The organism is Micromonospora sp. NPDC052213 (genome assembly GCF_040679695.1).
Taxonomy (GTDB): Bacteria; Actinomycetota; Actinomycetes; order Mycobacteriales; family Micromonosporaceae; genus Micromonospora.
This window is the reverse complement of record NZ_JBFAVI010000015.1, coordinates 62,442-74,561: the sequence shown is the minus strand read 5'-3', so window position 1 is coordinate 74,561 and position 12,120 is coordinate 62,442. Positions and strand designations below refer to the sequence as shown.

Genomic DNA, 12,120 nt, shown 5'->3' with positions numbered 1-12,120 from the left:
CCGATCGCCTGACCGCCGCGGCGGTCAGGCGACGCCGGGGCCGGGCGAACCACCCGGTCGCGGCGACCGCTTCCGGCAATTGCGGTTGCGCCGGCCGGGAAGCCGGGATGGGATTGGCGGATGACCATCCGCCGGGTGCACTCCGAAGAGCGCCTGACCACCAGCTTCCCGCTCCAGGCGTACGCGTTCGAGACGTCGCCGTCCCGCGCCGGCCGGACGGAGGAGTTCCGCGACTACCTGCCGTACAACGAGGGCAACCGGACGCTGGTCGCGGAGGCCGACGGCACGACGGTGGCCGCCGCCTCGGCGGTGCCCATGCGGCAGAACCTGCGCGGCACGGTGCTGCCGATGGCCGGCGTCGCGGGGGTGACCACCCACCCGCTGGCCCGCCGGCAGGGACACGTCCGGGCCCTGCTGCACCAGTTGCTCGACGAGATGCGCGACGAGGGGCATGCGCTGACCGCGCTCTGGCCGTTCCGGTCGTCGTTCTACGCCCGGTTCGGCTACGTCGGGCTGCCGAAGGCCCGCACGGCCACCTTCTCGCCGGCCGACCTCGGCGACCTGCTCCGCGCCGACCTGCCGGGCGAGGTGGGCTGGGAGCGGATCGGCGCGGGCTACCCGACCTGGCGCGAGTTCACCGAGCGCTGCCTGCGCGAGCGGCACGGCTTCGCGATCTTCCCCGACTACCGGGACGTCGGGCTGCGCGATCGCGACGAGCGGTGGCTGCTCACCGCCCGGGTCGGCGGGACGGTCACAGGCGCGGTGACCTACCGGATCGACGACCACGGCGGCACGCTGGTCGCCGACGACCTGCTCGTCACCGACCCGGTGGCCCGCGCGCTGCTGTTGCGGTTCTTCGCCCAGCACGTCGACCAGGTGGAGCGGGTGAGCGTCCTGCTCCCCGTCGACGAGGTGCCGGAGCTGTGGCTGACCGACCTGGCCGTGCACGTCGAGGCGCGGGTGGCCCGGCCGGGCTCGTCGGCGCCGATGGCCCGGCTGCTGTCGGTGGACGCGCTGGCCGGGCTGCCCACGGGGCCGGGCCGGGTGCGCGTCGAGCTGACCGGTGACCGCTGGCTGGCCGGTTCGTACCTGCTGGACGGCACGACCGGCGCGCTGGAACTGGTCACCGGCGCCGCCGCCACCGCCGGGGAGCCACCCACCGCCACGCTGACCGCCGCCGGGATCTCGGCCCTGGCGTACGGGGTGCTCGACCCCGTGGAGGTGGGCCTGCGGGGGCTGGGCGAGGTGCCGGCGGACGCGGCGGCGGAGCTGCGCCGCCTCTTCCCGCGTCACCTGCCGTACCTGTTCGCCGACTTCTGACCCCGGTTGGCGGGCGCGCCCACGGGGTACGGTCCCGGGAATGCCGGAGTGGTTGCAGGCGGGTGGGTGGGGGCTGCTGGCCGGGTCCGCCCTGTTGCTCGGGGCGGCCGTGGGCTGGTTCGCCCGGGTGCCGCAGCGGGTCATCGCGTCGGTCATGGCGTTCGGGGCGGGGGTGCTGCTCTCCGCCGTCTCGTTCGAGCTGATCGCGGAGGCGCACGAGACGGGCGGCCTGCTGCCCACGGCGCTCGGCGCGGCCGGCGGCGCGCTCGCCTACACCCTGGCGAACGTGCTGCTCGCCCGGTGGGGCGCGCGGCACCGCAAGCGCTCCGGCGACCGGCAGCCCTCCGAGGGCGAGCGGCCCGGCTCGGGTTCCGCGATCGCGGTCGGCGCGCTGCTGGACGGCGTACCCGAATCGGTGGTGATCGGGGCCAGCCTGCTGGCCGGCGGGCCGGTCAGCCTGGTCACCGTGGTCGCGGTCTTCCTCAGCAACGTGCCGGAGGGTCTGTCCAGCGCGGCCGGCATGCGCCGGGCCGGCCGCTCCCGGCGGTACGTCTTCGCGCTCTGGTCGGCGATCGCCCTGGTCAGCGGCGTGGCGGCGGTGGCGGGCTTCACGCTGCTCGGCGACGCCCCGCCGGCGGCCCTCGCGGCGATCACCGCGCTGGCGGCCGGCGCCATCCTGGCGATGATCACCGACACCATGGTCCCCGAGGCGTTCGAGGACGCCCACCTGCTGGTCGGCCTCGTCACCGTGGCCGGATTCCTGACCGCCTTCGCCCTGTCCCGCGCGTGACCCGCCCCCGGCGGGGCGCCCGCCCCTGATTCCTTGGGCCGGGTCGGGGCGGCGTGCGTCAGTAGGGGTTGCCGTGGCCGGCGGGGCGGCCCCGCAGCAGGGCGGCGGGGCGGCCACCCGCGGCGGACATCGCCGGGCTGGCGGTGCGCGCGCCGTCGGCCATCCCGGCGAAGAGTTCCTTCAGCGCGCTGACCGCGTCGTGCCGCGGCTGCCAGCCCAGCTCCGCCTCGGCACGCTCGCTCGACATCAGCGGCGCGTTCAGGGCCAGCTCCACCCAGCCGGCGTCGATAGGTTGCAGCCGCGCCCGCCAGGTGAGCGCGGCGGCGGCGCGCAGCACCGGGGCGGCCACGGGCACCGTCCAGCCGTGGAAGTGCCGGGCCACCAGCTCCGGGGTCAGCACCGGGTCCGCCGCGACGTTGAACGGACCGCGCGCGTCGCCCAGGACCGCCCGGGCGTACGCGTCGGCGACGTCGTCGGTGTGCACCGCCTGCATCCGCAGCCGCCGGTGCGTCGGCACCAGCGGGATGCGGCCGAAGCGGAGCAGCCGGACCGGCGCGAACGGGCCGAGGAAGTAGCGGGTGATCTCGGTGGCCGCCGCCCGCTGGAAGTTCAGGCCGGGCCGCATCCGCACCACGCGCAGCCCCGGGTGCTCCCGCTCGGCCCGGTCCAGCAACGCCTCCACCTCGGCCTTGTCCCGGCTGTACGACGAGCCGGGCACCCCGGTCGCCGGCCAGCGCTCGGAGACCGGGTGGTCCTTCGGGCCGGGCGCGTACGCGCCGACCGACGAGGCGACCACCAGGGCCGGCACGTTCGCGCGGACCACGGCGTCGACCACCGCCGCGCTGCCGCCGACGTTGGTCCGGCGCAGCACCCGCTGGTCGTGGCTGGGCTGGATCTGCCAGGCCAGGTGCACCACCGCGTCGGCCCCGGCGAGGACCTCCGCGAGCTGGTCGGCCGCGCCCGGCAGCCCGACGTCGCAGGAGTGCCACTCCACCTGGTCGTACGGCTCGCCGGCGTCCGGCCCCGGCAGCCGGCGCGCCACCCCGACGAGATCCGCTCCGCGTTCCCGGCGCAGCCGGCGCAACAGGGCGGTGCCGGCGTTGCCGGTCGCGCCCACCACCACGATCCGCATGCCCGACCCCGTACCCGGTCAGCCGCCCGCCAATCGCCGCGCCCGGCAGCCATCAGGGGCGGCTGTGCGGGGCGGCCGGCAGCGGCGGCCGTCAGGGGCGGGGCGAGTGGCGCACCCAGCTCTTCTTCTCGTCCCGGCGTCGGCCGTCGGAGGCGGCCAGGCAGCGCGGGCAGATCCGGCCGACCGGGTCCGCCCCGGTGAGCACGTCCGTCGACCGGTACTCAAACCGCACGTGCGGGAAGCGGCGCAGCCGGGTCCGGCTGAGCGGGAGCCCGCAGACGGTCTGGTTCTGGCCCGGCAGCCAGGCGTGCACCTCGCCGGCCGGCTCCCGTACGCCGTCGGGGCCGGTCTCCTCGCCGGAGGCCGCGACGGCCGGGGTGCTGCTGATCCTCATGCGGGCACGGTTCCCCCGCGCCGGCCCGCCCATGCCTGTCAACCTCCCTGCCTCCCGGTATGCCCGCCTGCCGACGGTGGCGGTAGCGGGTGACGGGAGGTGCCGGCGTGCCGGGCCGACGGAGCGGTCAGCCGCGCCCGGGGCCGGCGGGGCGGTCAGCCGCGCCAGGGCCGGCGGGCGGTCAGCCGCGCCGGGTCAGCAGGGCGCCGATCAGGCAGGCGAACGCGGCCACCGCGGAGAGCGTGCGGACCAGGTTCCAGCGCACCCAGGCCACCTCGAACCAGGCCCGCACCTCGGCCAGGTCGCCGATCCGGTCCACCGGGCCGGTGGCCTCCAGTCGGTCGTTCAGCGGCACGTTGAGGCGTACGGTGACGACGAAGGTGACCAGGTAGCAGGCCAGCGCGGCGACGGTCCAGAGCAGGGCCGGGCCGCCCCGGGTCAGGTGCAGGGCGGCGGTCAGGGCGAGCAGCAGCAGCGCGCCGAGGAACGCGCCCAGGAACCATCCGTTGAGGATCTTCCGGTTGATCGACTGCATGGTGCCGATCAGCGTCCGGTCGTCGGTCGCGCCGAGACCCGGCATGACCGCGCAGGTGAACGCGAAGAACAGCCCCGCCACCAGCCCGGTGGTCAGGGTCGCCCCGGCCAGGGCGGCGGTGCGGATCATCTCGGACACAGGTGTTCCTCCCCCGTCGTCGTCCCCGCCAGTCAACCGGGGCGTGATCCTCCCGGCCATGGCCGGACCGCTCGACCCGATAAGCGAGCGTCCACCGCACGGCGAGGGGACCGCCCGGGCCGGCCCACGGGAAGACCGGCCCGGGCGGGATCAGGGGGCGGCCTACCCGCGCGGGCGGGCCCAGCCGGTGAAGCGCTCGGCCAGGTCGGTGCACGCCCGCTCGCCGTCCAGCTCCGCGAGCTGCCCGGCCGCCTCGGCCTGGAGGGTGCCGAGATAGACCAGCAGCGCGGTCCGGTCGGTGCGGTACTCGCCGAGCAACCGCAGCTTCGCCGCCGAGCACGGCCAGGCGATCCCGCAGGCCGCGCAGCGCCAGGTGGGCCGGGACGGCAGGTGGTCGCGGCGGCGGGTCACCGCGCCGGCACCGTGACGACGGTCGCCCGGTCCACCCGGACGAAGGCGTACCGCTCGCGTGGCCGGAGCGTGCCGTCCGGGGTCAGCTCCCGACCGCGCAGCTCGACCCACTCCGCGCCCTCGAACGGCCCTCGGCTGAGGATCTCGGTGACGTACAGCGTGAGGATCCCGGTGCCGAACCGGTAGGAGTCCTCCGGCACGCGGATCACCTCGCCCGTCACGATCGCGCCCTCCCGGCGCGGCCCGTCGCCCGTCACGCCTGCCTCCCGTCCGTCGCCCTGTCCGTTGGCCTGTCCGATGCTCGGACGGGGGCCGCCGACGGATGCTCGCCCGGTGGCGGCCCCCGCGAGGACCGCCCCCGGCCAGTGCTCCACGAGCGGCCCTCGCTGGTGACACTCTGCTGTGGAGACGACTACGCTCGGAAGGCTCTGCGGGCGTCCGGGTGGGGCTGGCCGAAGCCGCGCCCGGCGGGTGGCGCCGTGGGTAGTCGATCTTCAAACTGGGAGGCCCTGAATGGCCGACGTGCCGAGTCCGCTCGCCGCCTTCGTCGTGGCCGAGATCCGCCGCGCCCGAGGTGGTGCCGGCATGACGCAGGAGACGTTCGGTCGGGGTGCCGGGTTCAGCGCGTCACACGTCAGCGCCGTCGAGGGCGGCACCCGCGCCCTGACGATGGACTTCATCAAGGGCGCCGACCGGGCGCTCAAGACCGGCGGGCTCTTCGAACGGCTCGTCGCCAGCGTCGGCGCACCGTCCTGGTTCCTCCCCTGGCTCGACGCCGAACGCGCGGCGACCCAACTCCGCTACTTCGAGCCGAACCTGATCCCCGGTCTGCTTCAAACAGAGGAATACGCCCACACCGTGCTTCGGTCAGTCGACATCCTCACCACTGACGAGGTGGAGCAGCGCGTGTCGGCTCGGGTGGAGCGCCAGAAGATCCTGACGTGCGATCGACCACCTCAGTTCGTCGCGGTGCTCGACGAGTCAGCGCTGCGCCGCTACGGCGACGGCATCGGTGCCGTGATGGCGCAGCAGATCGCCCACCTGATCGCTCTCGCCGAGCTGCCACACATCCATGTGCACGTCATCCCTGCGTCGAGCGGACTGCATGTGGGCCTGTCGGGACCGTTCGCCCTGGCACGCTCCAGGGAGGGCGTATGGGTCGGGCACCTGGAGAACCAGCTTGCCGGAGTCGTCATCGACAAAGACGATGACGTCGCTACGCTTCAAGCTCGGTGGGAAAGTGTGCGTAACGAGGCTCTGCCCCGCCGGCAGTCCATCGACCTGCTCAAGGAAGTAGAGAGCCAACATGGACCTCAGTAACGCCCGCTGGCGCAAGGCAACCCGTAGCGGAGCGAGCGGCGGGAACTGCGTCGAGGTGGCCGACAACCTGCCCGGCGTGGTCGCCGTCCGCGACTCGAAGGACCCGACCGGCCCGGCCCTGACCTTCGCCCCCACGGCCTGGCGCGCATTCGTCGCCCGGACCGCCGGGCGGGCCTGACCGCCCATCCCGTACGCCCGGAAGCGCCCGTCCCCGGCCGGGGCGGGTGCTCCGTGGCCGCCCCCGGCGCACCCTCGTTGAACTGCGCGTATCGACGGCGGCGCGGAAGCCGAGAGCCGCCGCCGGCCGACGTCCGGTAACCTGAGCGCGCGGGCCGCTAGCTCAATGGCAGAGCTGTGGACTTTTAATCCATAGGTTCAGGGTTCGAGTCCCTGGCGGCCCACTCTTCCGCAGGTCACCGGCCCATCGTGGGGTCGTTTGCGCCGTGATCTCGGCCCGTACAGCAGCGAAGTACAGCAGTAGTGCCTTACCGGTCCAGCGCGCGGCCGAGCCGCTTGAGCGCGTCGCGGGTGGCCGCCGGTGGCCAGCTCCGACCCTGGGAGCCGGGTCCGTGCCGGGCGAGGTGGGGTCAACTGCGCTGCTGTGGCGGTGTCCGCCGGGGGCGCGGTCCGTGACACGAGAGCCGACTCAGGCTGTTCCGGCAGCCTCCGGTGAACGTCAGAATGACCGTATCGTTCCTCGCTGTTTCACGGTGACGTGAACTGCCGTGTCTCGGCCTGTGATGACACCCGGCTTGGATCTAGGTGCAGCTCATGAGCCCCGGTGCAGTCCGCCATCAGGGTTGCCACCTCCGCGCCGCAACGGCAGACCCGATTCGGCCCGCGCTCACCGTCCAGGCCGCAGCAGCCCGTCCGACGGGTGAAGTCCGGGTGTAGCTGAAGCGACGGCGCGTCGTCCGGGTGGATCACGATGGTGTTGCGCGGGCCGGCCGAAACAAAGAAGACGCCATCGATCTCCAGTGTACTGCCACCCGGCATGGCTTTTGGCAGGTCGTAGACAGGCGGGTCTTGATCCGCTGCGGGCACGAATGGGACACCGAACGGCTCCGGGTCGATGGCGAAGAAGCCGCGCGGCATCGTCGACGGACGAGGACCACGGCCTTCTTGTGCTGGCGGGCGAACCAGCTTTTCCGGGGAATGCGCCAAGTCTGGTGTCAGCACCGCGCCGCAGCGGGCGCAACTAAAGACGGCCACATGATCAGTCTTCCATGCCCGCAACGCAGCCGACGAGGTTGTGCTCACTGGCCCCGATCCTGGTCACGCTAGCCCGACCGAGCGGTGTGATCGCCTGTTATCGGTCCAGCGCGCTGCCGAGCCGCTTGAGCGCGTCGCGGGTGGCCGCCGACGACACCACCGTGTAGATCTCGATCGTGATGGCGTACTGCGCGCGCCGGAGGATCTGCATCGCCACCCGAGGTGGACGTTCAGGTCGGCCAGAAGCGAGGCTCAGGTCCGCCGGCGCCCCGAACGGTAGTGCGCCGGACCCCGGCAGCATCGCAGCGCCGGTCCCAGAAGCGGTTGAAGTTCCGTGGCTCGACCGGCCGGCCGTAGCGGGTGGTGAAAATCAGTTCGGAGGGGTGCCAGGCTGGGCCGGCGGCGTCCCGGGCGGTGGTCTGGGCGGCGCGGCGGCGGTCGAGCGCCACGGTGCAGATGTCCGGCAGCGGCAGGGTGGCGTCCACTCGACGCGGGGGAGCTGACCATCGATCGGCAGCTCCAGCGGGTCGGTGCCGAACTGCTGCACCGGGAGACGAAGACGGCGGCCTGTCGACGTCAGCCCAGGTGAGCCCCGTCTCACCCTTGCGCAGACCGAGCACCAGGACCAGGACGTGCGCAGCGTAGAGCGGATCGTCGTCGGCGCGGGCCGACTCCAGGAAGCACCGCGCCTCGTCGCTCGTCCACGCCTTCCGCTTGCGCTTCCGCACCGGAGGCAGCTTCACCAGGGAGGCGACGTTGCGGGTGATCAGCCCTTCCGTGATCGCCTGGGACAGCAGCGTCCGGAGCACGGTCCGCAGGTGGGTGACGCTGGTCGCCGAGGCCAGATCCCGGCAGCAGCGGCCGAGGGCACAGCAGCGACGCTGGGCGGGCTTGCGCCGCTCGTCCTTGCCCTGAGCGCAGCACTGGCAGGTCCGTCCGACCTCGTTGATCCACGTCTGGACGTCGCTGACCCGAAGCTTGTCGAGCCGCTTCCGGCCGAGCCCTGGCACGAGGTAGAGCCGGACCACCACCTCGTAGGTGACGTAGCTACCCGGGGCGAGGTTCGGCTTGACGATCTCGCGCAGCCAGTAGCCGGCGTACTCCCCCACCGTCGGGGAGCGTGTCGCCACGGGGCCGGCCTTGGCCTGCCCGTGCAGCTTGATCCACTTATCGTGGACCTCCTCGCGGCTCTTGCCGTAGACCCACTTCCGGCCCCGCTTGCCGTCGGGCTTCTCCACCCAGACGTACGCGGCGAAGCCGTTGCGGTACGGGAAGATCGAGCCTTCGCCGTTGGCCCGACTACGTCCGGGCATCAGGCCGCCTCCTGCCGCTCGACCTGGTCACGGATGTACTCGTCGACCCATTCGGGGAGGATCCGGCGCTACTTGCCATCCTTGATGGAGCGCAGCTCGCCGGTGGCGATTTTCATCTTGACCTTGGAGATGCCGAAGCCGAGCAGGACGGCTACCTCGGCGGGTGAGTACCAGCGCGGGGCGAGGTTCTGGCTCATGCGGCGGCCCCGACGAGCCAGGCTTCGTGGGCGAGTTCTTCCCGGCCGATGCGTCTGGCCTGCCGGCGTTGGGCGGCGGCGGTGTTGGCCAGGAGCGCATCGCCCTCGGTGAGCCACCCGGAGCCGGCGTAGGTGAGAAGGCCAACCATCACAGTGTCGGTGAGATCTTCGTCCTCGGCGCGGCGGAAGGTCGCGCGGGTGTCCCGAAGCAGGCCGAAGGTGACGGAGTAGCGGCGGGCCTTGGTGAGGAAGTGCCCGCCGAAGCCGAGCATGTGCGCCCAGCGGCGCAGCCCAGCGTAGGCGTTCGGTTTGGTGTCAAGGCTGCCTTGACGGTCGTCGGCCGTTGCGGCGCCGCTGGCGGTGTCGGTGCCGGTGGGCCGTCCGAGGTGCCAGCAGGCGTCGATGAGGCGGGCAAGATGGTCGCCTTCCGGATCGGCGTAGTCGTCGACGGTGGCGGGGGTGAGTCGGGTGGATTGGGGTGGCTTCGGTTGCCTTGGTGGCGTACTTGGCGAGGTAGGCGGCCACCTTGCCGTCGGTCAGCTCGCCGCCGGCACTGTTGATACGCCGGACGTCGACCTGCTCGCCCCACGCCACCACCCAGCCGCGTTGCTGGTCGGGGTGCAGGGGCGTGGTGACGGTGATCTGGCGTGCGGCAGCGTGGGCGGCTGCCTCCAGGTCGTCGACGGTGATCCCCACAGGCGGTGGCACGAGCGCGTCCGGGTCGTCGGGGGCGACGCCGTCGAGGCGCAGCAGGACGTGGAAGTGAACGGCTGCCCGGCGCTGCATCTCGGCGACCTTCCCGTGCGACACCCGAACCGGCGGCACCCGTCGCACCCTGCCGGAGTTGGTGACGACCTGGACGAAGGGGATGCCGCGTCTGCGGCAGAGGCCGGCAAGGTGCCGTTCGATGGCCTGCTTCGTGCGCCGCCACAGCTCGCCCGAGAAGTAGTTCCAGACGACCTGGTGGCCGTGGTCGTAGCAGTCCAGGCACAACGGCTGCCCAAGCCGCGGATCGTCGGCGTCGTGACGGGCGAAGCACGCCGCGGGCTGCCCATGCTGGCAGGTGCCGACGGTGTGGCGGGCACGGCAGGGAGCCGGACGGCAGTCGCAGCGCTGCCGGGTAGCGCAGGTGTGGCGGGGAACGTGCCGGTTGTGGACCGCGCCGAAGGACGGCGCGGTGAAGGTGGCGAAGGCGACCGGGTGCCGGCCTACCGAGGCAGGGACGCCCTTGCCGCCAGTCAGGCCGCAGCGCACGACCTGGTAGGCGTCGCCCTGGTAGACCCAGCTTGTCAGCAAACTGCTGATCGAGTGATACGAGTCGGATCTCGGCGCTGATCGTGGGTATTGGCTGCTGGAATCATGCCTCCGGCAGCAGGGCCGGTTGGCGCGAGGCCCGATGAGCAGCCAAGCCAGCGAACCGGAGCGTACTACGCCGGACGAGGCCAGAAAAGGGAGTAGGAGGACAAGGCGCCGAGCCACCGCATGGACGTCAACGTCAACCCGTAATGCGTTGGCCGCCGACGCGGTAAGGGCACGCCAGCGAACTATTCCTCTTGGTCGTTCTGTTGGAAGCCGCCCGCCGCCACGTCGAAGGCCGAGAAGATGTAGTCGTCATCGAGCTTGGCCGGATTGAAGCCGCCGTTTTGCAGCGCAAGCCGCAGAAGAGTACACAGAGCGGCAAGCGCGAACCTAGAGGCGTGTATTGGCATGCCGCCGATGTCCAGTAGATCTTTCTTGTGGGGCCCTGGTGTTCCATGTACGACTCGTGACCGATACGAGTACATATCCTTGGTTGCTGTATATATTTCCTTGCTGTCAGACCATCCTGCTCGTGTGAGCAGGGCCGCCGCCCGAAGGCTAAGCCGGTGCACTGTTTCGCCGGAACCTGACCCGAGTAACGCTTCCAGCGCAATGCACAAGTCTATAATTCGGTCCTCATCATCGTCGCGTTCATAAGAATTTGCGAGCCGGCGCGCTGCGACTCTAACGCTGGGATGGGCCTTGAGAAGTGCTTCCGCAAGCGAGCTGATCTCCTCCGCCTTGGCGGGCGAAACTTGGACCGGTTCCCGGTCATCAATTCGGTCGAGACGTAGTGCATAATCGCGAAGCAGGTGAGTAAATGGTGCGCTGGGTCCTGCAGTCGCAAAGGCGGACCATCCCCTTGCGAGGTATCCAACCTGCGCATAGGTCGTGCGTCCCGGAAGCGCAACTGCCATACCTTGAAAGAATCGCGCTAGGGCATCTTCGCCCGCCTCGTCCATGCAGATATCGAAGTATTCCCCATATCCACCGGGGATGCATTTGACGTTCTCTAGCTTTACCGCATGTGTAGCTCTTTGCAGGCTCGACCGGTCGCGGTCCTTGATGTGGGGAACGGCCGAAAAAGCATCGTATAAGCTGCCCGACATTTCGATTACCGAGTACTCCTTGAACTTGGCGCCTTCCTCAAATATGGCGCCAAGGATGGGCACTATTACATCGACTCGGGGGTCAGGGTCGATAAGGTATGGTTCATGCTCGCGATATAGTCGTGCCAACGTCTCCTCGTTGATAGATTGCTCCCCGAGGACTGCGCATCTCTGGGCGAGCACGAGCGGAACCATAGCGATCTCGTGGACCATTAAGCTTGAACGGTCGGCAATATCTGTTCCCGGTAGCGCAAACTTCCAGGCTGTGTTAGGTCGCTGGTGGATCCCTTCCACAAGCTCCTGTAGCCCATCCAGGTCTTCCGCGCCCCGTCCCGGGCCTCCAAAGGAGACCGTTTGACCAGAACTGTCTGGGGCTGTCATGGCCCGTCTGTCGGCCTCGCCGCTTGTTTCAACGGTTTCGTACCGGGCGATTTTGCGGAGTGCGTCAAGTGCAGGTCGCTTGATCAGCTCCCAGAGGTTTTGGTCCACTGGCCGATGGACTCGTCGCTGTCTACTGAGTGAAGTCTCCCGATTTCGCTCGGACTCAGGACTTGCCTGTGTCTTCGTCTCGCGTGACATCGCGGGCGGGCGGTCTGCCTCGGTTTCAGGTTCCATCGCAACTATCATCGCCTTTGATGGGCTGTCGGGCCATAGCGCTTCGAGCTGTCCCCGTCGGGCAGGACGCACAGAGCGAGGTGCCAGGCAGCGAGGCAGCAGGAAGGCAGCGCAAGCCTTGAGGCAGACCGGACACGAATATCACTGGACGATGGCCTACACCTGCTCGTAGACGCGGGCCGGGACCGGCTGGCAGTAGACGATAGCTTGAGACTGGATCCCGCCAGCGGGGTCGACCTGGGTCGCCGGCGGAACGGCTGTCGACAGCAACGTTGACAGCAACGCCGCCGGACGGCGGCACGCTGCCAAGCGCTCGCACGGACGAAGCTCCGAGC

Annotated in this window: 11 protein-coding genes, 1 tRNA gene and 3 pseudogenes; 5 read left to right on the top strand and 10 right to left on the bottom strand. The window is 70.8% G+C overall.

Annotation, left to right across the window (positions count from 1 at the left end; all coding sequences use genetic code 11):
* Nucleotides 1–120 precede the first annotated feature (120 nt).
* Both AB0L34_RS06710 and AB0L34_RS06705 read left to right on the top strand, forming a co-directional pair.
* Entirely contained in the window at nt 121–1,320 is a 1,200-nt protein-coding gene (locus tag AB0L34_RS06710; protein ID WP_363702484.1) for a GNAT family N-acetyltransferase, read from the top strand.
* A 40-nt stretch (nt 1,321–1,360) separates the two neighbouring features.
* Complete coding sequence (locus tag AB0L34_RS06705; RefSeq protein WP_363702482.1) at nt 1,361–2,110, top strand: ZIP family zinc transporter; 750 nt, start codon at nt 1,361–1,363, stop codon at nt 2,108–2,110.
* 58 nt (nt 2,111–2,168) lie between these two features.
* Here AB0L34_RS06705 and AB0L34_RS06700 read toward each other — a convergent pair whose 3' ends face one another.
* From AB0L34_RS06700 to AB0L34_RS06680, 5 genes are all read right to left on the bottom strand, one after another.
* Entirely contained in the window at nt 2,169–3,242 is a 1,074-nt protein-coding gene (locus tag AB0L34_RS06700) for an NAD-dependent epimerase/dehydratase family protein (RefSeq protein WP_363702480.1), read from the bottom strand.
* A 91-nt stretch (nt 3,243–3,333) separates the two neighbouring features.
* A complete protein-coding gene (locus AB0L34_RS06695) occupies nt 3,334–3,636 on the bottom strand; it encodes a hypothetical protein (RefSeq protein ID WP_357449543.1) in 303 nt (100 codons plus the stop codon).
* Nucleotides 3,637–3,817: 181 nt separating this feature from the next.
* Nucleotides 3,818–4,300 (bottom strand): anthrone oxygenase family protein, encoded by a 483-nt coding sequence (locus AB0L34_RS06690; RefSeq protein WP_363702500.1) that lies wholly within the window; start codon nt 4,298–4,300, stop codon nt 3,818–3,820.
* 171 nt (nt 4,301–4,471) lie between these two features.
* A complete protein-coding gene (locus tag AB0L34_RS06685; protein WP_363702478.1) occupies nt 4,472–4,720 on the bottom strand; it encodes a flavin reductase in 249 nt (82 codons plus the stop codon).
* A complete protein-coding gene (locus AB0L34_RS06680; protein WP_363702476.1) occupies nt 4,717–4,977 on the bottom strand; it encodes a hypothetical protein in 261 nt (86 codons plus the stop codon). Before AB0L34_RS06680 ends, AB0L34_RS06685 begins: the two co-directional genes overlap by 4 nt.
* A 256-nt stretch (nt 4,978–5,233) precedes the next feature.
* Here AB0L34_RS06680 and AB0L34_RS06675 point away from each other — a divergent pair, with 256 nt between their 5' ends.
* From AB0L34_RS06675 to AB0L34_RS06665, 3 genes are all read left to right on the top strand, one after another.
* Nucleotides 5,234–6,040 carry a helix-turn-helix transcriptional regulator gene (locus AB0L34_RS06675; RefSeq protein WP_363702474.1) on the top strand — a complete coding sequence of 269 codons (807 nt, stop codon included), beginning with the start codon at nt 5,234–5,236 and terminating at the stop codon, nt 6,038–6,040.
* Nucleotides 6,027–6,218: a DUF397 domain-containing protein gene (locus AB0L34_RS06670; protein ID WP_363702472.1), complete on the top strand. Its 192-nt coding sequence runs from the start codon at nt 6,027–6,029 to the stop codon at nt 6,216–6,218. The genes AB0L34_RS06675 and AB0L34_RS06670 overlap by 14 nt, the downstream gene beginning before the upstream one ends.
* 151 nt (nt 6,219–6,369) lie before the next feature.
* A tRNA-Lys gene (locus tag AB0L34_RS06665) sits at nt 6,370–6,441 on the top strand.
* 304 nt (nt 6,442–6,745) lie between these two features.
* On the opposite strand, the gene AB0L34_RS06660 is transcribed toward AB0L34_RS06665, so the two are convergent.
* The 5 genes and pseudogenes from AB0L34_RS06660 to AB0L34_RS06640 form a co-directional block, all read right to left on the bottom strand.
* A complete protein-coding gene (locus AB0L34_RS06660; protein ID WP_363702470.1) occupies nt 6,746–7,300 on the bottom strand; it encodes a hypothetical protein in 555 nt (184 codons plus the stop codon).
* A 49-nt stretch (nt 7,301–7,349) separates the two neighbouring features.
* Nucleotides 7,350–8,565, bottom strand: a pseudogene (locus AB0L34_RS06655) (site-specific integrase).
* A pseudogene (locus AB0L34_RS06650) lies at nt 8,565–8,762 on the bottom strand (excisionase family DNA-binding protein). Before AB0L34_RS06650 ends, AB0L34_RS06655 begins: the two co-directional pseudogenes overlap by 1 nt.
* Nucleotides 8,759–10,046: pseudogene (locus AB0L34_RS06645) on the bottom strand (replication initiator); the annotation flags it as partial. The pseudogenes AB0L34_RS06650 and AB0L34_RS06645, both read right to left, overlap by 4 nt.
* A gap of 260 nt (nt 10,047–10,306) precedes the next feature.
* Nucleotides 10,307–11,659 (bottom strand): hypothetical protein, encoded by a 1,353-nt coding sequence (locus tag AB0L34_RS06640; protein WP_363702468.1) that lies wholly within the window; start codon nt 11,657–11,659, stop codon nt 10,307–10,309.
* Nucleotides 11,660–12,120 lie beyond the last annotated feature (461 nt).